The sequence below is a fragment of the Campylobacter sp. 10_1_50 genome (genome assembly GCF_000238755.1).
GTDB classification, from domain to species: domain Bacteria; phylum Campylobacterota; class Campylobacteria; order Campylobacterales; family Campylobacteraceae; genus Campylobacter_A; species Campylobacter_A concisus_R.
In genome coordinates this window covers 579,650-605,040 of the sequence record NZ_JH414887.1, presented here as the reverse complement: position 1 = coordinate 605,040, position 25,391 = coordinate 579,650, and the positions used below count along the sequence as shown (strand labels likewise).

At 40.3% G+C, this 25,391-nt stretch carries 22 protein-coding genes and 1 tRNA gene; 14 read left to right on the top strand and 9 right to left on the bottom strand.

Annotation, left to right across the window (positions count from 1 at the left end):
- Window positions 1–183: 183 nt before the first annotated feature.
- From nifB to HMPREF1019_RS03015, 3 genes are read right to left on the bottom strand one after another with little or no spacing between them, the layout of a single operon-like run.
- The gene (gene nifB, locus HMPREF1019_RS03025) at window positions 184–1,011 is read right to left on the bottom strand and encodes a nitrogenase cofactor biosynthesis protein NifB (RefSeq protein WP_009294198.1); all 828 of its coding nucleotides are present in this window, start codon (window positions 1,009–1,011) and stop codon (window positions 184–186) included.
- On the bottom strand, window positions 1,011–1,823 hold the full coding sequence (locus tag HMPREF1019_RS03020) for a 4Fe-4S binding protein (RefSeq protein WP_009294197.1): 813 nt from the start codon (window positions 1,821–1,823) through the stop codon (window positions 1,011–1,013). The genes nifB and HMPREF1019_RS03020 overlap by 1 nt, the downstream gene beginning before the upstream one ends.
- Window positions 1,816–2,676, bottom strand: a complete 861-nt coding sequence (locus tag HMPREF1019_RS03015) for a substrate-binding domain-containing protein (RefSeq protein ID WP_009294196.1) — start codon at window positions 2,674–2,676, stop codon at window positions 1,816–1,818. The genes HMPREF1019_RS03020 and HMPREF1019_RS03015 overlap by 8 nt, the downstream gene beginning before the upstream one ends.
- A 325-nt stretch (window positions 2,677–3,001) precedes the next feature.
- Between HMPREF1019_RS03015 and HMPREF1019_RS03010 the strand changes: the two genes are divergently transcribed.
- Window positions 3,002–6,643, top strand: a complete 3,642-nt coding sequence (locus HMPREF1019_RS03010; RefSeq protein WP_009294195.1) for a S6 family peptidase — start codon at window positions 3,002–3,004, stop codon at window positions 6,641–6,643.
- A 109-nt stretch (window positions 6,644–6,752) separates the two neighbouring features.
- Here the strand turns inward: HMPREF1019_RS03010 and HMPREF1019_RS03005 are convergent.
- The 5 genes from HMPREF1019_RS03005 to aspS all read right to left on the bottom strand — a co-directional run bounded on the left by HMPREF1019_RS03005 (window position 6,753) and on the right by aspS (window position 10,566).
- A tRNA-Ile gene (locus HMPREF1019_RS03005) sits at window positions 6,753–6,829 on the bottom strand.
- 123 nt (window positions 6,830–6,952) lie between these two features.
- Window positions 6,953–7,471, bottom strand: a complete 519-nt coding sequence (ppa, locus tag HMPREF1019_RS03000; protein WP_009294194.1) for an inorganic diphosphatase — start codon at window positions 7,469–7,471, stop codon at window positions 6,953–6,955.
- Window positions 7,472–7,540: 69 nt separating this feature from the next.
- Window positions 7,541–7,879 carry a NirD/YgiW/YdeI family stress tolerance protein gene (locus HMPREF1019_RS02995; protein WP_009294193.1) on the bottom strand — a complete coding sequence of 113 codons (339 nt, stop codon included), beginning with the start codon at window positions 7,877–7,879 and terminating at the stop codon, window positions 7,541–7,543.
- Between the two features lie 105 nt (window positions 7,880–7,984).
- Entirely contained in the window at window positions 7,985–8,554 is a 570-nt protein-coding gene (locus tag HMPREF1019_RS02990) for an adenylate kinase (RefSeq protein ID WP_009294192.1), read from the bottom strand.
- A gap of 254 nt (window positions 8,555–8,808) precedes the next feature.
- On the bottom strand, window positions 8,809–10,566 hold the full coding sequence (gene aspS / locus HMPREF1019_RS02985) for an aspartate--tRNA ligase (protein WP_009294191.1): 1,758 nt from the start codon (window positions 10,564–10,566) through the stop codon (window positions 8,809–8,811).
- 92 nt (window positions 10,567–10,658) lie between these two features.
- Here aspS and HMPREF1019_RS02980 point away from each other — a divergent pair, with 92 nt between their 5' ends.
- The 13 genes from HMPREF1019_RS02980 (at window position 10,659) to mrdA (ending at window position 22,256) form a co-directional block, all read left to right on the top strand.
- Complete coding sequence (locus HMPREF1019_RS02980) at window positions 10,659–11,534, top strand: NAD(+) kinase (RefSeq protein ID WP_009294190.1); 876 nt, start codon at window positions 10,659–10,661, stop codon at window positions 11,532–11,534.
- On the top strand, window positions 11,527–13,047 hold the full coding sequence (locus HMPREF1019_RS02975) for an AAA family ATPase (protein ID WP_009294189.1): 1,521 nt from the start codon (window positions 11,527–11,529) through the stop codon (window positions 13,045–13,047). Before HMPREF1019_RS02980 ends, HMPREF1019_RS02975 begins: the two co-directional genes overlap by 8 nt.
- 88 nt (window positions 13,048–13,135) lie before the next feature.
- Entirely contained in the window at window positions 13,136–14,392 is a 1,257-nt protein-coding gene (locus HMPREF1019_RS02970) for a GGDEF domain-containing response regulator (RefSeq protein WP_009294188.1), read from the top strand.
- Complete coding sequence (locus HMPREF1019_RS02965; RefSeq protein ID WP_009294187.1) at window positions 14,389–15,174, top strand: TatD family hydrolase; 786 nt, start codon at window positions 14,389–14,391, stop codon at window positions 15,172–15,174. Before HMPREF1019_RS02970 ends, HMPREF1019_RS02965 begins: the two co-directional genes overlap by 4 nt.
- Window positions 15,175–15,239: 65 nt before the next feature.
- Window positions 15,240–16,451: a lytic transglycosylase domain-containing protein gene (locus HMPREF1019_RS02960; protein ID WP_009294186.1), complete on the top strand. Its 1,212-nt coding sequence runs from the start codon at window positions 15,240–15,242 to the stop codon at window positions 16,449–16,451.
- Window positions 16,438–17,298, top strand: coding sequence for a septal ring lytic transglycosylase RlpA family protein (locus HMPREF1019_RS02955; RefSeq protein ID WP_009294185.1), 861 nt, complete (start codon window positions 16,438–16,440; stop codon window positions 17,296–17,298). The genes HMPREF1019_RS02960 and HMPREF1019_RS02955 overlap by 14 nt, the downstream gene beginning before the upstream one ends.
- 15 nt (window positions 17,299–17,313) lie before the next feature.
- Window positions 17,314–17,889, top strand: a complete 576-nt coding sequence (gene hisB / locus HMPREF1019_RS02950) for an imidazoleglycerol-phosphate dehydratase HisB (RefSeq protein ID WP_034901231.1) — start codon at window positions 17,314–17,316, stop codon at window positions 17,887–17,889.
- The gene (locus HMPREF1019_RS02945) at window positions 17,886–18,374 is read left to right on the top strand and encodes a KdsC family phosphatase (RefSeq protein WP_004317467.1); all 489 of its coding nucleotides are present in this window, start codon (window positions 17,886–17,888) and stop codon (window positions 18,372–18,374) included. The genes hisB and HMPREF1019_RS02945 overlap by 4 nt, the downstream gene beginning before the upstream one ends.
- Window positions 18,365–18,892, top strand: coding sequence for an LPS export ABC transporter periplasmic protein LptC (lptC, locus tag HMPREF1019_RS02940; RefSeq protein ID WP_009294183.1), 528 nt, complete (start codon window positions 18,365–18,367; stop codon window positions 18,890–18,892). The genes HMPREF1019_RS02945 and lptC overlap by 10 nt, the downstream gene beginning before the upstream one ends.
- Window positions 18,865–19,341 carry a lipopolysaccharide transport periplasmic protein LptA gene (gene lptA / locus HMPREF1019_RS02935; protein WP_009294182.1) on the top strand — a complete coding sequence of 159 codons (477 nt, stop codon included), beginning with the start codon at window positions 18,865–18,867 and terminating at the stop codon, window positions 19,339–19,341. The genes lptC and lptA overlap by 28 nt, the downstream gene beginning before the upstream one ends.
- Window positions 19,338–19,949: a ribosome biogenesis GTP-binding protein YihA/YsxC gene (gene yihA, locus HMPREF1019_RS02930; RefSeq protein ID WP_009294181.1), complete on the top strand. Its 612-nt coding sequence runs from the start codon at window positions 19,338–19,340 to the stop codon at window positions 19,947–19,949. The genes lptA and yihA overlap by 4 nt, the downstream gene beginning before the upstream one ends.
- 1 nt (window position 19,950) lies before the next feature.
- Window positions 19,951–20,442, top strand: a complete 492-nt coding sequence (locus HMPREF1019_RS02925) for a hypothetical protein (RefSeq protein WP_009294180.1) — start codon at window positions 19,951–19,953, stop codon at window positions 20,440–20,442.
- Window positions 20,439–22,256 carry a penicillin-binding protein 2 gene (mrdA, locus tag HMPREF1019_RS02920; RefSeq protein ID WP_009294179.1) on the top strand — a complete coding sequence of 606 codons (1,818 nt, stop codon included), beginning with the start codon at window positions 20,439–20,441 and terminating at the stop codon, window positions 22,254–22,256. Before HMPREF1019_RS02925 ends, mrdA begins: the two co-directional genes overlap by 4 nt.
- A gap of 710 nt (window positions 22,257–22,966) precedes the next feature.
- Here the strand turns inward: mrdA and lon are convergent.
- The gene (gene lon / locus HMPREF1019_RS02915) at window positions 22,967–25,384 is read right to left on the bottom strand and encodes an endopeptidase La (RefSeq protein WP_009294178.1); all 2,418 of its coding nucleotides are present in this window, start codon (window positions 25,382–25,384) and stop codon (window positions 22,967–22,969) included.
- Between the last annotated feature and the right edge of the window lie 7 nt (window positions 25,385–25,391).

Here is a 25,391-nt window from a genome sequence, read left to right as displayed (position 1 = left end):
TCTAACTACAAATAAATCACCTTTTTCTATGCTTTTTATAACTTTGATATCTAAGATAGCTTTACAAAATTTAACCAAGAGCCATGAGCTGCAAGGCACGCATGCTGTAAGCCACAAACCACGCAAGCTACAAACTAAAAAGCAAAAAGCAAAAAAAGACACTAAATTTAGTGTCTTTTATCGTTATCTTTCACTAAGCTTCCCGCATGCATCAGCACGGCACCTACTGCAATGCGTCATCTGCTCTATATCGCTAGCTATTGATCTTCGTATGCGGTGAATTTCATCACTTGAAGGGGATTTTAAATTTTCAAAAGGGGTGTCATGCACTGGTATCATCGCTATGCAGTTCATTATGTCAGCTCCCCACTGCTTTGCCTTTGCCGAGATGCTTTGGACGTGGTCCATATTGACCCCAGGGATGACTACGGTGTTTATCTTTACTAGCATGCCAGCCTCTTTTAGCTTGCGGATGCCCTCGTCCTGGCGCGCTAGCAGTATCCTAGCAGCCTCTTCGCCGTAGTAGTTTTTACCCTCATACCTCACCCACGAATAGACCTTTGAGCCAACATCTGGCGTCACGGCATTGACCGTCACTGTCACGTGGCTCACGCCAAGACGCACGATCTCATCAACGTGCTCAGGTAGCGCTAAGCCATTAGTCGAGAGGCAGAGCAGGGCGTTTGGGAAGTGAGACTTGCACTTTTCAAAGGTTGCTAGCGTCTTGTCAGCATCGCACATCGGATCGCCAGGTCCAGCGATGCCGATGACTGAGATGTCTTGTCTAAATTTAAAGAGCTTTTCTAGAAATTTCACCGATTCATCTGGCGTTTGCACCTTTGCCGTTACGCCAGGGCGATTTTCATTAGCACAGTCATATATGCGGTTGCAGAAGTTGCACTGGATGTTGCAGTGAGGGGCAACTGGCAGATGCACGCGTCCGTAGCTAGCGGAGGCCTTTTTGTTAAAGCATGGGTGGTTATCTAGATCAGCTTTAGTGCGAAAGATCATTAGCTCTTTTTCCTTCCAAATTTAATGGCATTTGCATGGCAAACATTTAGGCAGTCTCCGCAGTTTGTGCAGTTTATCTCATCAGGTCTTGTCCCCATTTCGCACTTGCGCAAGCATGCGTCGCAGTCGTCACAAGCGTTTGTTTTATAGACGCGAAAGATCGAAAATTTACGCAAAATTTCAAGCACGCCACCTGATGGGCAGACGAAGCGACACCAAAGGTTAGCTATGATTAGCGAGGCTAGCATGACTGAGATGATGACTGCCGTGCGAGTGACCCACTCCCATTCGCCAAAGCGAAGTGACAAAGTAACGGCAGTTAGGTACTCATCGCTCGTTCTTATAGGTATCATCATGCGAGGATTGCCCCAGACGAAATAGACCCAAAGGCTGATTGCTATGGCAATTAGCATGCCTATTTGAGCGATTATTAGCTTTTTGCTGCGGATTTTTAGCTTGAAAAAGGCAAATTTACCAAGCATTTGATTGACAAAGCCTGCTGGACAAACCCAGCCGCAAAATGCCCTACCAAAGAGGATGACAAGTGCTGGGATAAATAGCCAAAATCCAAAAAACAGCGACGTGATCCGCCCCCAACAGGTGATGATAGGGCAGTTTTGGCAATTTACAAAAGGCACTACAAAAGGACATCTAAAAATGCCGTAATACGCCCATTGACCGATGCCTGCTATGAAGATGAGCTGCACTAGGCGTCTTATCTTTGTTGTGGGAGAGTTTTTGCTTTTCTTTTTTAAATTTACATTGCCGCATGCACTGCTATTAGAGCATGCACTATTACAGCTACTACACATCTTTTACACCAAACCTTTCTATAAGCTCTAGCCCACGCGCTGAATAAATGGAGGTAAAGCCATGTTTTTCAAAAATTTCTTGCCCTTCGGTGCCGCAAACAAAGTCTGCAAAGTCATTTGCGAGCCTTTCATCTTTTACATATTTCATTATATTTAGCGTAAAAGTGAGCGGTCCAGGCGGGATGAGCTTTTCGTAGATGGGCATATACTCGATCTTATCTTTAAACCTATCATGCGTTGTTAGGCGCTTTTCGATGATCGAAGCGTCACCCTTGCCATCAACTAGCTCGCACATCATATTTATGACGCATGATCCGTTTGCGACCATGTTTTTCATCACCGCATCGGTTAGGTTTGAGTTTTTTAAGATCCCTTTGACTGGGCCACTGCCAGGGGGTGATGATCTAAGAGGCAACATCACTCTAACTCCTGGCTCAGCAAGGTCTTTTAAGTCGCGAATGCCTGCTGGATTGCCTTTTGGCACGACTAGGACGTAGTCAGTAAAGCATAGCGGCCTAAAATGAAGGCTAAGACCAGCTTTGCGAAGTTTTTTAGAAAGCTCTAAAACCCTTGCTCCAAAGAGCTCGGTCGTGCTTTGAAGTGCTAAAAGCGACTTGCCAAGAGCACCAGCAAATGCGCCAGTGTATTGGATATTATGCCCTGTTCTTGACTCGTAAATGGCATTTAGCTCATTAAATGCTTCAGACAGGCCTCCACACGACCAAACCTGAAGCGAGTCAGACTTAAATGGCGTAAAGCCAGCTAGCATCGTTTGCGGAGTGGCAACAGCAGCTGTGGCTAAAGCACCTTTTAAAAAGCCACGGCGTGATATACCGGTTTGTTTTAATTCCATGAAATCTCCTTTTGGGATTTAAGAAATGTAAATTTGATATTTTCGGCACGCGAAACTTGTGAAAATTTGACTTTTGAAATTTGCAAAAATGGTAGTTGAAGGTAAATTTATGCAAATGTAAATTGCGACCGCAATCTAAATTTGAGTGATTATAGCCAAATGCTAGCTTAAAAATCGAGATAAATTTAAAAAGTACAGTGATAAATTTGCTAAAGTAAATTTATTGTTTAAAAATAATTAAGATTTTAGCCGCTAAAAGGTTTAAAATAATATATAATGCCTCTTGTGATTTAAATGGAAATTATCTTAAAAATGGAGGTTTATCTTGAAAAATAATCTTAGCATTTCTCTTGTTTTATCTAGCATTTTATGTAGCTGCTTAGACGCTCAGGTCATGGATATAGGGACAAATTTTTATAGAGATTACCTTGATCTTGCGCAAAATAAAGGCATCTTTAAAGCTACAGACGCTCCGCTAGAATTTATGCAAAGAAACGGCGCTAAATTTACGTTTAATAAGATCCCAAACAACAATGCAAGAAATAATAAAGGCAACTTTACTGCGCTTGGGCGAAATTTTGTGGTGACGGCAAATCACACACTTCTTGCCTCAGCTGCTACAAATTTTAATGAAAACAGAGGCTGGTTTGGCAACACACTTTATGAATACGCAACAAATTCTACGCAAAAGCTTTATGGCGCAGACACAACGTATCTTCGCACTTCAAAATACATAGTCGAAGGGCAGATCGATCCTTTGGATGTGCCAAATTTGGAGATATCTAGCCAAGATCAAACAAAAGATGAGGCTAATGCAAAAAAGATAGAAGATTGTTTTAGAGATATAAAAAATAGCGGCGGAGCTAGCGGCGAGAACATCCTTGCATACGAGGCTGGCACAGGCTCACTTGCCCTTGAAAAGCCAAAAAGCGATTCAGATGGCTTTGCTGAGGTGATGAGTGCTACTGAGTTTGAGCACCAAAATATAGTAAATAACGCACTTGGCGCAAGTGTGAATGAGATAGGAGTGGCGTACTCGGCAGTTTATAAGAGCCATTACTCAAGTGTAAGCAAACCTGGGGTCTATCTATTTATGACTTCAAATAGGGGCTTTAGAAATAGACTTTTGCCAGGAGATAGTGGCTCTGGGTTTTTTGTCTATGACACGGTAGCTCAAAAATGGGTCTTAGTAGGCGTTTTAACCGGAGTTGAGGATAATAAAAACTACGCTTCTATCGTTACTGCAAGAGATTTTAACGACTATAAAAAAGAGTATGAAAATTTAGTAAGTGGCGTAAATGTCCTAGGCAGCGCGCTAGTGCAAAATAAAGATAATATATTTAGCAGCGCAAATGGCTCAAACATCACGCTAAACTCTAACCTAGACTTAGGACATGGCGGTATCGTCGTAAATAGTGGCGACTTTACGCTAAATAGCACAAATGGTAGCAAGATAGCGAAATTTGCAGGTTTTGACATAGCTGGGGGTGCTAGTTTAAATTTAAACGTCGTTTCAGACACAAGCGTGCATAAGCTAGGCAAAGGTAGCTTGATAGTAAGCTCAAGTGGCAACAAGCCACTAAGGCTAGGCGAGGGCGTGGTTGAGCTAAGAGCTTTAAATGCATTTGATAAAATTTATCTAACAAGTGGCAGGGGGCTCTTAAGGCTTGGCGTGAATGAAAATTTAAATGACAAAATTTTCTTTGGCAATGGCGGCGGAGCGCTTGATCTAAATGGCTTTGATCAGACTTTTAACAACATATCAGCCAACTCAAGCGACGCAAAGATAACAAATGATAACTCACAAAGAGCAACGCTTACTATAAACGGCGAGAGTGGCAAAGATACGATATTTCACGCAAGCATCGATAAAAATATAGAGCTAAAACATAGCGGGCAGGGCAAGGAGCTTGTTTTTGACGGAGGATTTGACATTGATGGTGCTTTGAGCCTAGAAAACGCCAAAGTTACGCTCCAAGGACATCCAAAGATGCACGCCATTGGCGATGCTAGCGTTTTAACTCCCCTAGCAAAGAGCAAGATAGCCGCAGCTGGTCTAAGCGAGCCAGCCTATATGGATCTCACTCGCCCATCTACACTCTCTCAGCCTGACTGGGACGAGAGAAAATTTAGTGCAAAAGATGGCATAAAGCTTAAAACATCAGAGCTTACCATAGGCAAAGATGCTAAGCTAAATGGCGACATCACGGCTAAAAACTCGGTCATAAATTTAAGTGGCGAGCTAACTCACTATATCGATAAATTTGATGGCTCAAATACCTATGATGACGGTTTAAAGTATCGCCAGGATATTGAGAGTAGAAATTTACTTGTTAAAGACGTTAAATTTGACAATAAAATCGTCATGGATAGCGATAGTCTGCTAAGAGTAGGAGGCGGCGCAACTAAGCTAAAAGAGCTAGTTATAAACGGTAAAGATACGCCTTTAGCTAAAGATGTGCTCTTAGGGGATGGTAAATTTGAGGTAGAAAATTTAGAAGTTAGTGGTGCGCAAAAGCTTGGCTTTGAGCCTGATAGCGTCGTAAAAAAGAGCCTAAAGATAAAGAGCTTTGGCAGTGAAAATGAGCCGGTACTTGACTTTAAAAAGGTTCTAACTCTTGGCGCTGGGATGAAATTTGATGTTGATTTTACTGCAGCACTTAAAGGCGGCATGGCGCTTGATAAAACATATACTTTAGTAAGCGCACAAAATATCATAAATGAGGGCGCTATCTTTAACAACGAGCAAAAACTTGGGGATTTGTTTATGACCTACGCCATAAGTGACGGCAAGATCGTGATGAAGCTAAGTGATAAAAAGGGAGAAAATCCAGCCGTTTCGTCCAATGTGGTTCAAGAGATGGTTTCTAAATTTAGCCAAAGAGAAAATAAAATCCTAAGCATGCTAGAAGGCACGCCTGAATTTGTGCAAGCAAACTCAAGTGGTGACGACGAGGCGTTAAGAAAACTAGCGCAAAAAGCAGATAAAGATATGAGAGAAATTTCTACTTCGTCGCTTAAAGTGAGCATGAAAGCCTTGCAAAACAGCAATGAGCTGATGAACTCTAGGCTATTTCAGGTCACGCAGCTAAGGGCAAAGGCTGATATCTCGCAGTTTAAGCTAGCTGGACTTGAAAGTGACATCATGCCAAGCGCGAAGATGGCTTACGAAGCAGCAGAAGCTAGTAGGGAGAGAAACAACTTTTGGGCAAATGTAAATGGTGCTTATTTTAAAGATAAAAAAAGCGATGGCGACCTTAAATTTTATGGTACAAATATCGGCTATGACAGAGGTTATGACGAGTTTGTCTTAGGTGTAAGCGCTGGAGTAAGCAAGGCTAAATTTAGCTCAGATATATTAAAAGATGATGCTAAAATTTATAGTTTTGGTGCGTATGGGCTTTTTGAAAGAGGGGCTCACGAGATACAAAGTAACTTAAATTTTGCCTTTATAAACTCAAAACGCAGCCTAGATGAGGCGCAAAAAGCTAGCGTAAAAGGCAGAGGCATCCTCTCAAGCAACTACTATAAATATAAAATTTCACTCTCTAAAAGTGGCGAGTTTGAGCAAAGCATAAAGTCACTACTCGCACTAGAGCTTGGCGCTAACGGCATTGATGGATTTAAAAATGACCGATATGACCAAAAGAGCGTAAATGACTTTAATGTGGCTGTAGCAGCAGGAGTAGAATACGCTTTAAATAGCGATAAAAACGCCTTTAGCGTGCAATTTTTAGTAAAACAAAGTGTATATAACTCAGAAGATAAATCTTATGTTTCGCTTAATAATTCAAATGAGTATGTTGATTACAAACTTGATAACAATAAGCTAAGCTACAAGCTTACTTTAAACTCAGACACCAAGCTTAGCGAAAATTTAGTTCTCTCTTCTCAGCTAAGCGGCATGCTTGATAATGATAAAAACTACGGCATAAGTGGTGGTTTGAAGATCGAGTATAAATTTTAAATTTATGTCAAAGTGGATTTAAATTTCACTTTGGCGTTGGTAAAAACAGTTAAATTTAACTAAGCTTGAGATCTAATAAAAAAAGGTGAAATTTAAACTTGAAAGTAGCTGGTGGGTTCACCAGGACTCGAACCTGGGACCATCCGGTTATGAGCCGGATGCTCTAACCAACTGAGCTATGAACCCACAGTTGAAAGAAAATCGTATTATACAAGAAAAAGCTTATCTAAATATAAAAATAGCCTTTTTAATATGGCGTATAAAAACGAACAAATTTAAAAAGAAAAGCCCTAAAATAGGGCTTATAAATTATTTATAATTTTTTATCGCAGCGTCTAAAATCTCTTTTGCAGCGTTTGCGTCTTTAAATTCTTTCACTTTAACCCATTTGTTTGGCTCAAGAATTTTATAAGTTTCAAAGAAATTTTTGATCTTATTTAGTGTCGCAGTTGGCAAGTCTTCGTAGCTTTTTATCGCCTCATATCTTGGATCGATCTTTGTAACTGGCACAGCCAAAAGCTTCTCATCCATACCTGCTTCATCCTCCATCACTAAAACGCCTATCAAACGGCAAGGGATGACGCTACCAGCTTGGAGTGGATACTCGTTTAGCACCAAAATATCAGCCGGATCGCCGTCAGCTGCAAGTGTGTTTGGCACAAAGCCGTAGTTTGCTGGGTAGAACATCGCTGAGTAAAGCACGCGATCAACTACGACTGCACCGCTATCTTTATCGATCTCGTATTTGATATTTGAGCCATAAGGTATTTCGATTACGGCATTGATTTTGTCTGGGTTTGAGCCAAATTTGATCTTTGAAACGTCCATATATTCGTCCTTTGTGTTAGAAATTTTCGTGATTTTAGTATTTTTTGCATTAAATACTCGTAAATTTAACTACCTTATAACCTCTACGCTATCTACGTCGATCTTTGTTTTTGTAAGGTCTTTATCTGCCTCGCCTCTTATTCTTAAAAGCGTGTCTTCGTTAACTGTTACATTACCCCACTTATTATTGTCAATCTCAACAACGATAGTGTCGCCATTTTTATCAACAAATTCATATTTGTCTGATTTTATTTGCGACTTTATCTTGCCCTCAAGCACGACTTTCGCGTCATCATTTAGTTTTAAAGCCTCTTTTACGCTTATAACATTTTCGCTTTTATGCTTTGAGACAAAGCCTCCAACCATTGCAATGCTAGCAGCCAGAGAAGCGATGATGATTTTTTTCATTTTTATCCTTTTTGGTTGGTTGTTAAATTTAAAGGACATTACATTTTTGGTGTTAATAAATGGCAAGTTTTAAAACCTTGCACCTTTTGATGCAAGGTCTGTGAATTATATAAGTTTAGCTAGTAAAATTTTGATGTCAGCTACGATCTCGTCGATGCCACGCTCGCCGTTTACTACGTGAAGCAGCTCTTTTTCGCTGTAAAATTTGCGGATAGGTTTGATCGGATCAAGATATACTTTCATGCGGTTGTTAAAGACTTCGTTATTGTCGTCAGCACCTCTTGCACGGCCAAGCACTCTAGCCCTTGCCACATCTTCGCTGACATCTACTTCGATGACGCCTTTTAGAGAAATTTCATCTTGCTCGCTTAAGACCTTGTCAAGCTCGGTCATTTGCTCAACGCTTCTTGGGTAGCCGTCGATTATGATGTTTGATTTATTTGAGCTTTTGATAGCTGAGACGATCGCATTTACGACAACGTCAAGTGGGACCAAATTTCCTTTTGAGATAAAGCCGTCTATTAGTTTGCCAAGCTCGCTACCACTTGCGACTTCAGCTCTTAGAAGATCGCCAGTTGAAAAGTGTGCAAATTTCTCATCATGCTGTGCGATGATCGATGCGTCTGTTGTTTTGCCGCTGCCTGGAGCGCCTATGATTAAAAATAAATTCTTCATTTTTTCCCTTTTATTGCCTTTGTCTTTTGAGCGCTTTTTGCGGAGCTAGTAAAATTTAGCTTGATGAACTAAGTGTTCTATCTGCGCAAAATTTTACGTCGCAAACACAAAAATCATCTCAAAATACTTAGACAAGTTTTAATTTAATTAGCCGCCAAGTTGGAGGCATCTTTTTATAAATTTAAATTTAGGATGGAATTTTGTCTAAGAAAAATATTTAAAGACAAAATTCCATCTCTTTTTAAAGGCAAATTTTAAGCCTTTTGCTCTTTTTCTCTTATCCTTAGTCCTAGCTCCCTAAGTTGTTCGTTGCTAGCGTAGCTTGGTGCCTTTGTGAGTGGGCACTGAGCGCGCTGTGTTTTAGGGAAGGCTATGACGTCGCGGATCGAGCTTGCTTTATTTACAAGCATATTTAGTCTGTCAAAGCCGATCGCGATACCGCCATGTGGAGGCGCACCAAATGTCAAAGCATCAAGCAAGAAGCCAAATTTCTCACGCTGCTCGGCTTCATCTATGCCAAGAAGTTTAAATACTTTTTGTTGGATGTCGTTTTTGTGAATTCTTATACTTCCGCCGCCAAGCTCAAAGCCGTTTAAGACGACGTCGTGAGCGATAGAGAGGATATCTTCAAGATCAGGCTCGTCTATATTTTTTGGCATTGTAAATGGGTGGTGCATCGCAGAGTAGCTGCCATCGTCATTTTGTTCAAACATTGGGAAGTCAAGCACCCATAAAAACTCAAGTCTATCTTGATCGATGATGCCCATTTGCTCAGCTAGGAAAATTCTAAATCGTCCCATATAATCAAGCACGATCTTTTTCTTACCGGCACCAAAGAATACGACGTCGCCAACTTTTAGTTCACATCTTGAGACGATCTCGTCAAGATCGCTTTGCTCGAAAAATTTGCAAAGCGGGCCTTTTAAACCATCTTCTTTCATCTGGAAGTAGCCAAGACCTTGTGCGCCAAATTTACGTACAAATTCCTCAAATCTATTCATCTCGCGCTTACTAAAGATGTTGTCGCCATTTGGCACTTTTAGCGCTTTTATGCGGTTTTTCTTCTTATCTTTTGCGATAGAGCTAAAAATTTCATTGCTTGAGCGCTCGAAAATATCGATCACATCGATCATTTTTAGATCATATCTAAGATCAGGTTTGTCTGAGCCGTAAGTCTCAGTCGCCTCTTTGTAGCTCATGCGTCTAAATGGCGTTTTGATGTCGTATCCGCAGGCTTTAAAGATATCTTTTAGCATCGTTTCAGCCATATTTATGATATCTTCTTGCTCAACAAAGCTCATTTCGATATCTATTTGAGTAAATTCTGGTTGGCGATCAGCCCTTAAGTCCTCGTCACGGAAGCATTTTGCTATCTGAAAATACTTATCAAAGCCAGAACACATCAAAAGCTGCTTAAATAGCTGTGGGCTTTGTGGGAGCGCATAAAACTGACCTGGATACACGCGGCTTGGCACTAGGTAGTCTCTCGCACCTTCTGGAGTTGCGCGTGTTAAAACTGGAGTTTCAAACTCGATAAAGCCCATTTTATCTAGGCTGTTTCTAGCTGCGATTGCTGCGCGAGAACGCATTTTAAATATATTTTGCAAGCGCTCACTTCTAAGGTCTAAAAAGCGGTATTTTAGCCTGATGTCCTCATTTACGCTCTCATCGCCTATCATAAATGGTAGTGGCTCGCTTGGATTTTCGATGATGAGCTCGCTTACTATCACCTCTATCTCGCCAGTTTTTAGCTTTGGATTGGTTAGTCCTTCGCCCCTAGCTCTTACTTTTCCTTTTGCTTTTAAGACATATTCATCTCTTACTTTTGCAGCCACGTCGTGTGCTTCTTTGCTGTCGGCAGGGTCGCAAACTAATTGTATAAGCCCGCTAACGTCTCTTAAGTCGATGAAAACAACGCCACCGTGGTCTCTATATGTGTTTGCCCAGCCACAAAGTATTACTTCTTTGCCGATGTCAGCTTTGCTAAGATCGGTGCAATAATGACTTCGCATAAAATGCTCCTTTGCAATGTTTTTTAGGCAATTATAATCGCTTTTTTCTTTTGAAAAGCTTTGTTAAAATAAAATATGTTACAATCATTTCTATGAAAAATGAACAAAAATTTAATACCACAAATGCCAAAAAAGTGGGACTTGTCGCGAAAGATTATCCATTATTTAAGCAGGATTTAGCAAAGCTAGAAAAAATTTTAAAAAAGTATAACGCAGAAATTTTGCTTGAAAAAAGCTGTGCAAAGCAGGTAGAAAAAAGTGGCTTTGAGCTGATAAAACTAGCCAAAGAGTGCGAATTTCTTATCACGCTTGGTGGCGATGGCACGATCATCTCAACTTGCAGAAAGCTAGCTCACATCTCGCCACTAATCCTTGGCATACACGCTGGCAGGCTCGGCTTTTTGACAGATATCACGATAAATGAGAGCGAGAAGTTTTTTAAAGACTTTTTTGATGATAAATTTGAGGTAGAAACACCTTTTATGCTTGATGTTACGCTTCATAAAAATGATGGCAAATGTGATCAAAAGATAGCATTTAACGACGCAGTCATCGTTAGTAAAAATGGTGGCTCGATGACGCATATCGAGGCACTTTTAAATGAAAAGTATTTTAACTCATATTATGGCGATGGCGTCATAGTGGCAACTCCAGCTGGCACCACGGCATATAATATGAGCGCAAATGGCCCTATCATCTATCCGCTAAGCGAGGTCTTTGCGCTAACTCCCATCTGCTCGCACTCACTTACACAGCGTCCAGTCGTGCTTACCAAAAATCATACGGTCAAATTTAGAACAAAAAGCGATGCCATTTTAGTAATAGACGGACAAGACCGCTTTGATATGAGTAAAATTTCAGCCGTTAGCATGAGCCTTAGCGATAAAAAAGCGAGGCTGATACGCCACATCGGTAGGGATTATTTTCAAATTTTAAAAGAGAAACTTCACTGGGGTTATAATGATTGATCGAATTTTGATTAAGGATTATCTAAATTTTAAAAATGTCGAGCTAAATTTCAAAGAGGGTCTTAGCGTATTTACGGGCGTTAGTGGCGCTGGCAAGTCGGTGCTGATGAGTTCCATAATGGCTGTTTTTGGGCTAAAAGATAGCGAGGCAAGGCTGATAGAAGCTGACGTGGAGCATAAATTTGAGCTTGATGAGTTTGGCATAGAAAACGAAGAGGTCAATATTTTCAAGCTTTTAAAAGATAAGAGCACGAGGTATTTTATAAACCAACAAGCCATCTCAAAGAAAAATTTAGCCCAAGTGGCACGCGAGCACATCAAATATCTCTCGGCAAAAGAGGCAAATGAATTTGAAAATGAGAAATTTCTAAATTTGCTTGACAGGCTTGAAATTTCAAAAAATGAGAAATTTAAAGAGATAAAGCAGGAATTTGAAGAGGCGTTTTTAGAATTTTCTAAAATTTCAAAAGAGCTAGCCACTATAAAAGAGGAAGAGAAAAAGGTCGAGGAGCTAAAGGAGCTTGCTAGCTTCGAGATCGAGAAGATAAGAAGCGTCGGGCCTAAAAAAGGCGAGTTTGAAGAGCTTATGGAGACCAAAAAAAGGCTTAGTAAAAAGGATAAGATAAATGAGGCGTGGGCTAGGGCTGAGCGGATATTTGAGCTAGAGCACAGCGTAAATGAGGCGCTAAGTATCAGCGACCTTGACAACGGCTTTTTTGAAGATGCGATGAATGAGCTAAGGGTCGCAAGAGATAGCCTAAATATGGAGGAGCTTGACGATATCGACGTAGAGAGTGTGCTTGATAGGATAGAAGCTCTTAATGCCATCATCAGGCGCTACGGCAGCGAGGAGGAGGCGTTAGAAGCGCTTGCTAAAAAGGAAAAAGAGCTTGCCAGATATGAAAATTTAAGCTTTGAAAAGAGCGAGCTAGAGAAGAAATTTGAAACTTTAAGCAAAAAGGCAAATGAGCTAGCCAGCACTTTAAGCAAGGCAAGGAGCATAAATTTAAAAGAGCTTGAGGCGATGATAAATTTATACCTAAAAGAGCTTTATATGCCAGATATTACGCTCAGTATTGAGGCTAAAAAGCTTGATATTTTAGGCGCTGATGAGATTTGTTTAAATTTAAACGAGACCTCGCTTAAAAATTTAAGCTCAGGCGAGCTAAACCGCTTAAGGCTGGCCTTCATAGCTGCTTCTAGTGAGATCACGAAAACTGGCGGAGATGTCATCATTTTAGATGAAATAGATGCAAATTTAAGTGGAAAAGAGGCGATGAGTATCGCAAATGTCTTGCTTAAGCTTGCAAATTTCTATCAAATTTTTGCCATTTCGCACCAGCCGCAGCTTAGCTCAAAGGCAAATTCGCACTTTTTAGTAGAGCGTCACGGCGAGAGCTCAGTCGTAAGAGAGCTTGACAAAGAGGAGCGTGTAAATGAGCTTGCGCGTATGATAAGCGGCGAGCATATCAGCGAAGAGGCGATAAATTTCGCCAAAGGACTTTTAAAATAGCTTGAAATTTAAGTTTTAAATTTAAGCTTTGTGATTAGGTTTATTTGTTAAAATCCGAGCTAGTTTAATAAAAAATCGCAGGAATAATATGGAAAGAATTCTAGTAGTTGATGATAATAAGGCACTTGCTAAGCTAATCGTCATGCAGATGGAAAAGAGCATTGAGGATATGGCGATCGACGTTGCGTACGATTTTGCCGAAGCCAAGATGCTTATTAGTGAGCACGGCAAAGATTATTTTATGACTATCTTGGATCTAAATTTGCCCGACGCACCAAATGGTGAGATCGTTGATTACGTCCTTGCACAAGGGCTCTGTGCTATCGTTTTAACTGGCAGCATCGATGATAAGACGAAAGAATTTTTTATAAACAAAGATATAGTTGATTACGTCTATAAGGGCAACATGGATGATATTAACTACATCTTTCAAATGATAAATAGACTAAGCAAAAATAGACAATACAAAGTCCTAGTCGTCGAGGACTCACTGCCTTTTAGAAATATGATAAAAAAAATCTTAACTAGCCTTCAGTTTAAGGTTTTAGCAGCAGCTCACGGAGAAGAGGCGATGAGCTATTTTGCTGATAATCCTGATATAAATTTAATCATAACTGACTATAGAATGCCTGTCAAAGATGGTTTAGAGGTCTTAAAAGAGGTGAGAAAAGAGAAAGATAAAAACCACCTTGGCGTGATCGTCATGACCTCGCCTAGCGAAAAGACTGATGCTTCGATATTTTTAAAAAATGGAGCTAGCGACTTTATAGCAAAGCCATTTTCTAAAGAAGAGCTCATTTGCCGTGTAAATAACACCATTGAGGCGATGGAAAATATAAATAAGATAGCAAATTTTGCCAACCGCGACTTTTTAACTGGCGCTTACAATAGAAGATTTTTTTATCAAGATATAGAAGAGTACGTCCAAGCAGCTGAAGAGCTTGATGAGCCTTATGCATTTGCTGTGCTTGATATAGATCACTTTAAAAAGATAAATGACACATACGGACATGATGGTGGCGACAAGATACTAAAATCACTCGCAAAGATACTAACTGACAACACAAAAGGAAGAGATGTGGTCGCTAGGTTTGGTGGCGAGGAATTTTGTGTCGTTCTTAAAAAGATAGAAAGAGAAGAGGCGATTAAATTTTTTGTAAATTTAAGAGCAAAAGTGGCTGAAAATGAGATAATCATAAAAGATAAGATCGTAAGAGTGACCGTCTCTATCGGCATATCTTTTGGAAAAGGTCACTGCGAGATAGATGATATGCTTGAAGCTTGCGACTCAGCGCTTTATGTCGCAAAAGAAAATGGTAGAAATAGGGTAGAAATAGCTTTATGATTATAGATACGCATTGTCATTTGGATAGTAAAGTTTATGATTTTGACCTAGAGCAAATTTTATCTGAAGCCAGAAATTTAGGGCTAAAAGGCTTTATTATCCCTGGAGCTGATATTAATGATTTACCAAAAGCGGCTAAAATAGCGCACGAAAAAAATGATATTTTCTTTGCCGTTGGGGTTCATCCCTATGATAAAGAGAATTTTGATATAGAGACTTTAAAAGAATTTGCCAAAGATGAAAAGTGCGTGGCTATCGGCGAATGTGGTCTTGACTACTACCGCTTGCCAAAAGATGAAGAAGAAAAGCTAAGAGAAAAAGCTGATCAAAAACGTGTTTTTTTAGCTCAACTAGATTTGGCTGTTGAGTTAAAAAAACCCGTTATCCTCCACATCAGAGAGGCTAATGAGGACTCTTTTAACATCTTAAAAGAGTATGCGCCAAAGCTTGAAGCTGGGTCAGTTTTGCATTGTTATAATGCTTCGCCACTTCTTTTGGAGCTTTGCAAATTTGGGAATTTTTACTTTGGCATAGGTGGCGTTTTGACATTTAAAAACGCTAAGAATTTAGTTGAAATTCTGCCAAAAATTCCTTTTGATAGGGTATTGATAGAGACTGACGCCCCTTATCTCACGCCAGAACCAAATCGTGGCAAGAGAAATGAGCCGGCGTTTACGACATTTGTTGCTAAAAAGATAGCTGAAATTTTAAACCTTGAATTTGAAGTAGTTTGTAAAACGACTTCAAATAATGCCAAAAGGTTATTTAAGTGCTTTGCCTAAATTTTGGGCATTGTGCTTGCTTAAGATGCTAGCATCATTAAGCTTTGACACGAAAAAGGATAGAAATGAAAGCAATGCTTAAGATATTTTTATTATTTGCATGTAGCACCTTGCTACTAGCAAACGCCCCTGAGAAGAGCTCATACGACACTCAGGTTAAAATTTTAAAAGAGCTAGACATCGATGCTAGCTTTATGAAAACTTCTCACTATGCAAAGATGAGACAAGGCATACAAAACTCACAGGTAAGAACATTTACAGATGCCTTGAAAAATGGCTATATGTATATACCAATGATTAAAGAGCAGATCAAAAAGTCAGGTGTGCCTGAGTCATTTTTCTATCTAGCGATGATAGAGTCAGGCTTTTCTAATCACACTGTCTCAAACGCTAAAGCTACTGGTATGTGGCAGTTTATGGAGCAAACAGCAAAAATTCATGGCCTAAAAGTAGGGCAATACACCGACGAGAGAAAAGATCCGGTTGAATCAACTGTCGCAGCTACAAACTATCTAAGATCACTTAAAAATCAATTTGGCAAATGGTATCTTGCGGCATTAGCTTATAATTGTGGTGATGGAACGCTTAGAAGAGCAATACAAAAAGCTGGCACAGATGATTTGGTAACACTGATTGATTCAGAAAAGAAGTATCTTCCACCTGAAACTAGAAATTTTATCATTAAAATTTTAAGAGCGGCATATATAGCAAAAGATGCGGACTTTTTGATATCTAAAGAATCATCTTTGCTAAACATAAATGGTGGATTAAGACTTACGAAAGTAAAAGTGCCAGGCGGTACAAATTTAGCTCAGATAGGCGACAGCATCGGTCTTAGCACAAAAAAGATGAAAAGTAACAACCCACATTTAAAATTTGTATTTACTCCTCCAACTTTAAAAGATTATTACGTTTATATCCCTGAAAATAAAAAGCAACTTTTCTCGGATAATTTCAAACCATTTAATGGCAAAAATAACTTCTACGTATACACTGTAAAAAAAGGCGAGACCTTGCTCTCTATCTCTAAAAAAACAGGCGTTAGCCACAGAGCGATCAAGGACTACAACGAGCTTAGCACAAACGCAGTAAGCTATAATCAAAAACTAATAATCCCTTTTTCTACTCAAAACAAATCTCACAACTACGTAGTTCAAACAGGCGATACAATCGCATCTTTATCAAAGAAATTTAATGTAAGTGAAAAAGATATAAAAGAAGCAAATTCTTTGGCTAGTTCAAATTTAAATGTCGGAGCAAATATTGTCATACCGTAAGAGCCTAAATTTCTACTTAGGACTAAGTTTTACACTTCTAATCACTGGTTGTTCTTGGAGCGGGGCTCCATTTACTCCAAGTGGCCCAACTAATGTAAGAGGCAACAACTCTGCCTCAGTTCAAAAAGCAACAATGAGACCATACACCATAAATGGCAAAACCTACTATCCAACCGTCGTAAGTGTCGGTGATAAAGCCAGCGGAACGGCAAGCTGGTATGGTCCAAATTTTCACGGCAAAACGACCTCAAATGGCGAAGTTTATAATATGTACAATATGACTGCGGCGCATAAGACTTTGCCGATGAATACAATACTTAAAGTAACAAATTTAAGAAATCAAAAAAGTGTTATCGTGCGTGTAAATGACAGAGGGCCTTTTGTGGCTGATAGGGTGCTTGACCTTTCAAAAGCAGCTGCGATGAAGCTTGATGTTATCGGCACTGGTACAGCTCCAGTTAGTATGGAGGTTATCGGCTTTAATGAAGACATTAACGCTGTTACAACTGCTAGTGCGCAACCAACAAAACCAACAAGCACTGGCATAAAAGTGCCAAATCCAGTCTCTCCAACGGCCCCAGTTGGCGGCATCGTGATCTCATCAGAGCAACGCGTTGTGGGTGGAGATTTTATGGTACAAATTGGCTCGTTTAAAAACCTTGAAGGCGCAAACAGATACCAAAGAGAGCATAAAAGCATAGATGGTTATAGATCAGTCGTTAAGACATTTACGATAGATGGCTCAACCATTTATAGGGTATTTTTAAATGGCTTTAGAAGCGAGGACGAGGCTAGGGATTACGCAAGAAGCGGTAAATTCCAAGGCGCATTTATAGTAAGAGGTTAGGGCGTGAGAGAGGAAATTTTAGAACTAACTAGAAACACAAAAGAGACGCAAATTTCAATGAAGCTCAAAATTTACGGCTCTGGGGTTGCAAAGATAAGCACAGGCATTGGCTTTTTTGACCACATGCTTGAAGCTTTTACAAAGCACTCTTTGCTCGATCTTGAAATTTCATGTAAGGGCGACACGCATGTGGATTTTCACCACAGCGTCGAGGATGTAGGCATAGTTTTGGGACAGCTTTTAAAAGAGGCTTTATATCCATTAAGTGGTGTTGAGAGGTTTGGCGAGGCGAGCGTTGTTATGGATGAGTCGGCTGTTTTTTGCGCGCTAGATCTTAGCAACAGAGCTTACCTCGTATATGAAAATTTTAATGAAAATGCCAAAGTTGGTGAGTTTGACACTGAGCTTGTGGAGGAGTTTTTTAGAGCAGTTGCTATAAATTCAGCCATAACTCTTCATCTAAATCAAATTCGTGGCAAAAATACTCATCACATCATCGAAGCAACGTTTAAATCATTTGCCGTAGCACTCCGCAGAGCGCTTGCCAAAAACGCAAGGATCGGCACTCCAAGCACTAAGGGTGTTTTATGATAGAGATTATTTTTTTAGACGTTGATGGGTGTCTCACTGATGGCAAGATCATCTACAATGCAAATGGCGAAGAGCTTAAATTTTTTGACGTAAAAGATGGCTACGCGATAGAGAGCTGGCTAAAGCTTGGCAAAAAGGTGGCTATTATCACTGGCAGAAAGTCGGCTATCGTTGAGCGAAGGGCTGAGGATCTAAAGATAAATCACGTCTATCAAGGCGTTGGCGATAAATTTGAAGTGGCAAGCGAGATACTAAAATTTGAAGGGCTTAGCTTTAAAAATGCAGCGGCTATCGGCGATGATTATAATGACTATAAAATTTTAGACGCAGTTGCTTGGAGCTTTAAGCCAAAAGATGCCATTAAAGAGCTTGATGTAAAGACAAAGTTAAAGCACAAAGGCGGCAATGGCGCTGTTAGAGAGATGATCGAGATGATCATAAAATCAGAAAATTTATATGACGAGTGGTCTAAGCGTTGGTTGTAAAAATTTTCTACTTCGTCGTGGCTATTTTTAGTGCTGTGATGATATTTTTAGCGGTTCAAGACCCATACCTAGCAAACGTTCTAAAGGTTGATACCAAGATATCAAATATGCAGGTAAATGACGTGGTTGATTATGAGATAAACTCGACCAAGATAAGCGGAGTTTATGAGAGTGATGAGCTAAACAGATACAGTGATAGGGATGAGTTTTTAGACTTTAAAGCGAGAATTTTAAGGGGAAATTTAAGACATTTTCTAAGCTCAGACAAGGCTATCTCGAAAAATGATGAGATAATCTTTCAAAAAAATGCAAACTATGAGAACAACGATAGTTTGAAATTTAAAAGCGATGAAGTTATATATAACACAAAGACAAAAATAGTAAGATCAGAGGCAAATTTCACCATCACTAGAAATGGCGATAAAGTACTGGGAGATAGTGGAAGCTACGATCTTGGTAAAAAACAAACGCAGATAAAAAGGTTAAGGGCATGGGTAGAAGAAAATCAGCGATTTTAGCGATGATTTTGGGCTTTACATTTTTAAATGCAGAGCAAGTTGAGATCACATCAAATGATTTTTTCGCAGATGAAAACAAGCAGATCAGCGAGTTTGTAGGCAATGTAAATATCAAAAAAGGCTCATACGATGAGCTAAAAGCAAACAAAGTCGTTGTGCATTTTGACAAAAAGCGCCAGCCAGTAAAATATGTAGCCACTGGCAACGCTAGAGTTAAAATTTTTATGAAAGATAAGCACTATGACGGCAAGGGCGATACGCTCACATACGAGCCAGCAAAGCAGACATACACAGTAACTGGCAATGGCTATTTGCACGAGGTAGAGACTGATAAAAATGTCTACGGCGAAAAGATCGTGGTCAATCAAAAAGATGGCACATATAGCGTAAATAGCGACGAGAAAAAGCCGGTTAAATTTATCTTTCAGATTGAGGATAAAACCAAGTGATAAGAGCCTTGAGCGCTAAATTTATCACTTCAAGCCCAAGCATAAAAGAGGCTCCAAGCTTTGTGACAAGCGAGGTGGTCTTTTTGGGTAGGTCAAATGTGGGTAAAAGTAGCCTCATAAATGCACTTGTAAATCAAAAAAATTTAGCCAAAAGCTCATCAACTCCTGGCAAAACGCAGCTCATAAATTTCTTTGAGGCTGAGTTTTGTGAGGAAAAAGAAGAGAGTGAAAAAGAGAAATTTAAGCTCATCTTGGTTGATTTACCAGGTTTTGGCTACGCAAAAGTGGCAAAGTCAAAACACGACGAGTGGCGCAAAAATTTAGATGAGTTTTTGAAATTTAGAAGCGATATCAGACTTTTTATACATCTAATCGATGCTAGACATTTTGACCTAGACATCGACGTAAACGTGGATTCTTACCTAAAAAGTTTTTTAAGGGCTGATCAAAAAATCTTAAATTTATACACAAAAAGCGACAAGCTAAATCAAAGCCAAAAGAGTGCGATAATGAAATTTGACCCAAGTGGCATTTTGGTCTCGACACTCAACAAAAGCGGCATCGACAAGGCACGGGAAGCTATCATAAACCACGCTCTTGGTAGGTAAAATGCAAACCATAAGCAGCTTAGATATTAAAATTTTTAAAGGCTTTTGGTGGGCTATTTTTTTGCTCTCTTACGAGATCGCAACTACGCAGTTTGGCTTCTTGCCGCCACTTATTGGCATTTTTTTTACATATATGATTTTGGAGTATTCAAGAAAGCAAAAGCAGTATGATGAGTTTAAGCCATCATGGTATTTTTCGCTCGTTTTCTTAGTCTTTGCTGAGCAAATTCATGGCTTTTATCTCTTTTCAACGATCATTGCATTTTTGCTATTTTACAACTTCGTGCTAGACTGGCTCTATACGACGATGAAGTGGCGAAACTGCCTGCTTATCATCTTTGTCGCCTCTGGTTATGTGCTAACTTTTCTTGTAAATAACCTTTTTGCCTACGTTTTAAACGAGCCAAATTTGACTTTTAGCGCGGAGTATCTCTTTTTTATAGCGCTTGAAAGTGTGCTTGCTATTGTGCTATTTAGGGACAAAGTGCTATGAGGATGCGTATCGTTTTTGGTGTGATCGCTCTTTTTTGGATCATGCTTTTGGGGCGGATTTACCACCTAAGTGTCAATTCAAACACCTACTACAACGAGATCGCCGAGCAAAATGCGATAAAAACTATCTACATCCCGCCAGTTAGAGGCATCATCTTTGATGCGCACGACAAGCCTATGGCGGTTAATCGCCTTGGTTTTTCGATCTACGTAAAGCCGCACCTTAGCGCAAACAAAAAGGTGAAAATTTTAGACGATGAGCTAGCCTACATCGGCTCGCTATTTGGCGATCTAAATGTCACCAAGCTTAAAAACGAATATATCAAAAACGACTCAGCCTACAACCAAGACTTTATAAACGTGGTCGAATTTGTTGATTATGATAAATTTTTGCCATTTTTTGCACCCCTTTCTCTGCGTGAAAATTTAGAGATAAGACCCGCATCAAAACGCCACTATCCATACAATGACCTGGCTTCGCACATCATCGGCTATGTCGGCAGGGCAAACCAAAAAGATATGGAAAATGACCCATTGACAAAGCTTACAAACTATATCGGCAGAAGCGGCGTAGAGCGCTTTTACAACCCGATCTTGCAAGGAATTCAAGGCTTTAAAAAGATCAAGGTAAATGCACTAAATGAGGAGATCGAGCAGGTGAGCTATCAAGCGCCACAAAGTCAAAACATAAAGCTTGCCGTCGATCTTGAGCTTCAGCAGTTCGTCGCTGACGTCTTTGGTAAGGATGCAGGAAGCGTCATAGTTATGAGCCTAAAAGATGGCGCTATCATCGCAGCAGGAAGCTTTCCTGAGTATGATCTAAATCCATTTGTGCTTGGAATTTCTCAGGCTGAGTGGGAGGAACTTGTAAAAAACGTCGATCACCCATTTACAAATAAGCTGATAAACGGCCTTTACCCGCCAGGATCTGTCGTAAAAATGGGTATGGCTCTTGCCTTTTTAGACAATGGCATGAGCAAATATGATAGCTTTTTTTGCAGTGGATCGTATGAGCTTGGAGGGCGTAAATTTCGCTGCTGGAACTCGCATGGTCATGGCACGGTTAATATGAACACGGCAATTAGAGAGAGCTGCGATGACTATTTTTACAAGGGTAGCCAAAAGATCGGTATAGATGCCATTGTGCCGATACTTGAGCGTATGGGCTTTGGTAGAAAAACAGAGGTTGATTTGCCAAACGAGTTTGTGGGGACTTTGCCAAGTAGAGAGTGGAAGATGAGGAAGTATGGTAAGGCTTGGTTTCAAGGCGAGACGCTCATCACCTCTATCGGACAGGGAAATTTTCTAGTCACGCCTATGCAGGTAGCTAAATATACAGCGGGCCTTGCAACTGGGCTAAATGTGACGCCACATTTTTTAAAGAGCATCGATGGTAAGGATGTTGATTTTACGCCAACAGATGATGCTTTTACGCCGTTTGAGAAGTCGCAGCTACCTGCCATTAGACATGCGATGTATGAGGTGGCAAATCACCCAAGGGGTACGGCAAATAGGCACTTTGTGGGAAGTCTTGTAAAGGTTGCTGCAAAGACTGGAACAGCTCAGGTCGTTGGCATATCGCAAACTGAAAAGAAACGTATGAAAGAAGAAGATATGGCGTATCTGCAAAGATCTCACGCGTGGATGACAACCTATGCGCCTTTTGAGGATCCACAATACGTCATAACGATGGTTGTCGAGCACGGCGGCCACGGCGGTAGCGCTGCTGGACCAAAAATCTCTCAAATTTATAATAAGCTAGTTGAAATGGGATATATAAAGCTAGATAAAGTTGCTGAGAAAGAGAAGAAATAGAATTTTTAAGTATATATTTGAAGCTTATATGTAAATTTTAGAGCCAAAATAAATTCTAAATTTACGAGGAATTTGCTGAGTATATTCTTTTTTTGTATTTTGCTTTGCAAGCTACAAACAGAATATAATTCAAGTTTTTTGTTTTTTGCAAAAAAATATAAAGCTTACAAAATTTTAAACTTTCATTCATCTCTAAGAATTGACTACTAAAATTTGGCTTCACTTGTAGCTTAGGTTAAATTATAGAGCAAAAATACCATTTAAAATTTGCTCAAATTTAACCAAAAACGTATATAGAGTTTTTGCACAGTTGCATGTCATCTTGAACGCGCCAGGGAAGAAGGATTGTTAAGGGAAGAAGGGAGCTTTTTTGTTCCATGAGCTCGCAACTGCAAGTAGAGTGTAATTTAAGCCTTTTTTGTCCCTTTTTTGATAAATTTATATCGCAAGTCAAATTTTAAAATCGTGCTCACTCGCCTTAGCAACTTAGTAAATTTAGGGCTCATAGTCATTCGCCACTAAATTTAGAAGCGTGATATGCTCACTCATAAATTTTAAAATTTACCTGGCTTTCTTTGGTGTGATGCATGTGCTTATATTGTTTTAAATTATTAATTGTCTTTATACGTTATATGGCTTTTTTGGATTTGATGATCGTCAAAATTTATAAATTTTCTAGCCCTAAGTGAGATGTAGGGCTAGAGTAGGGATTATTTTTTAGCTACAAGAGCGTTTTTTAAGACGTCATCGATCGTATCAACGGCGATGATCTTCATGTCGCCTTTTACCTCGGCTGGGATATCGACAAGGTCGCGGTCATAGTTTTTACGAGGTATCAGAGCTGTTTTGATGCCAGCTTTGTGAGCGGCGATGAGCTTCTCTTTTAGTCCGCCGATAGGTAAAACTCTGCCAGTTAGCGTGATCTCACCTGTCATTGCGATGTCGTGTTTGACTTTTGTGTCAGTTAGTATCGATGCGATCGCAGTTGCCATCGTGATGCCAGCGCTTGGACCATCTTTTGGCACTGCACCTTCTGGCACGTGTAAGTGAAGATCGTAGCGTCTATAAACATCGCTGGCTTCGAGCTTGTGCTTGTCGTCGTCAAATTTTGGCACGATAGCCATAGGCACTTTTAGCTTTTTGTTGTCTATCAGCACTTTTACCACGCTAAATGCGATATGAGCGCTCTCTTTCATCACGTCGCCTAGCTGGCCGGTGATCTGCATATTGCCTTTGCCTTGGATCCTGATAGCCTCGATCCTTAGCACGTCGCCACCGACACTCGTCCACGCTAGGCCATTTACTAAGCCGATCTGGTCTTTTTTATCCGCTGGCTCGATCTCATAGACCTTTTTTTCTAAAAACTCTTTTAAATTTTTAGCCGTGACGCTGATCTTGCCTTCATTCTTTTTGGTGAGGATATTTTTGGCGACTTTTCTTAGTATATCAGCGATCCTGCGGCGTAAATTTCGCACGCCACTCTCTCTTGTGTAGTCGCTAATTATTAGCTCAAGCGCCTCTTTACTGATGCTCACATCGCTTGGTTTTAGGCCATGCTTTTTAAGCTCTTGAGGCAAGAGATATTTTTTAGCGATCTCAAATTTCTCTTGTGGGGTGTATGAGCTAAGCTCGATAAACTCCATCCTGTCGCGAAGCGCAGCTGGTATCATGCTCACGTCATTTGCTGTGGCGATGAAGATGATTTTGCTAAGATCGATGTTGAAATTTAGGTAGTAGTCTCTAAATTTATTATTTTGCTCTGGGTCTAAAATTTCAAGTAAAACCGCGGTCGGATCGCCTCTGTAGCTTCTGCCAACCTTGTCGATCTCGTCTAAAACAACCACTGGGTTCATCTGCTTGGCTTCTATGAGCCCTTGCACGATGCGACCTGGCATAGCGCCTATGTAGGTGCGGCGGTGGCCTCTTAGTTCGTTTACATCCTCAAGTCCGCCAAGAGCGATCCTGACTAGCTCGCGCTTTAGCGCCTTTGCGATCGAGTTTGCAAGGCTTGTTTTACCCACACCTGGAGGGCCTGCAAAACATAAAATGGCGCCGTTATTTACCTTTTCGCCAACTCCTCTAAGCTCCAAAAGCTCACGCAATGCAAAATACTCCTCTATGCGCTCTTTTGGCTTTTCTAAGCTGTAGTGGTCGGCATTTAGGTGCTTGCTCACTTCGGCGATAGATGACTTTTTCTTAGCTACATTCTCAAATGGAATTTCAAGTACCCAGTCGAGGTAGCTTTGCAAGGTATTTGCGTCTGCTGAGTCTGGGTGCATGCGAGAGAGTTTGTCTATTTGTTTTTTGATCTCTTTATAGGCGTCCTCAGCCATAAATTTCTTCTTCGCATCAAGCTTTTTGCGGTACTCTTCAAGCTCCTCTTCACGGCTCGTATCCGCTCCAAGCTCAGCTTGAATTTGCTTTAGCTGCTCTTTTAAAAAGTACTCTTTGTTCGTCTTGTCGATCTTTGAATGAACCTTATTTTTGATCTCTTTTTGAAGCTTGTTTGCCTCGATCTCTTCGATGACGTAGTCGATGAGCTTTAGTAGGCGCTGCTCTAAATTTTCTTCGACAAAAAAGCTATAAGCGATCTGTTTTTTTAGGCGAAGCGCGCTTGAAACTAGGTCGCAAACTCTGATCGCTTCAGCGCTCTCTTCGATCGTTTTTAAAAGATCAGGCGGGAAAAAGTGGCTAAACTGCGAAAGCTCTCTTACTTTTTCTCTTAAAACTACTATAAGAGCGTCAGTTTTGACCTGTGATGGGCGCTTTACGTGGAGCATATCGACGATGCCGCGGAGTGGGTTTATGCCTGATTGCTTTAAAATTTTACCTTTGTCGATGCCCTGAAATAGCACTTTTACACGTCCGTCAGGTAGAGGCACACGGCGCATTATCGTGCCGATAACGCCTGCGTCATAGATGCCGTCAAAGTCTCTAGCGCCGTCTTGCTGGGGCTTTGTAGGCACGACAAGGATCGGCGTTTCTCCTTGTATGGCAAGCTCAAGCGCTTTTAAATTTTCTTCGTCGCTTAAAAAAAGCGGTGTTATCATAAATGGATATAAAAATAGCTCGTCCTCAACTATGATAGGGATCTCAGTTGGGAAGCCTTTGTTTTCGTTTATTTGCAAAATTTCT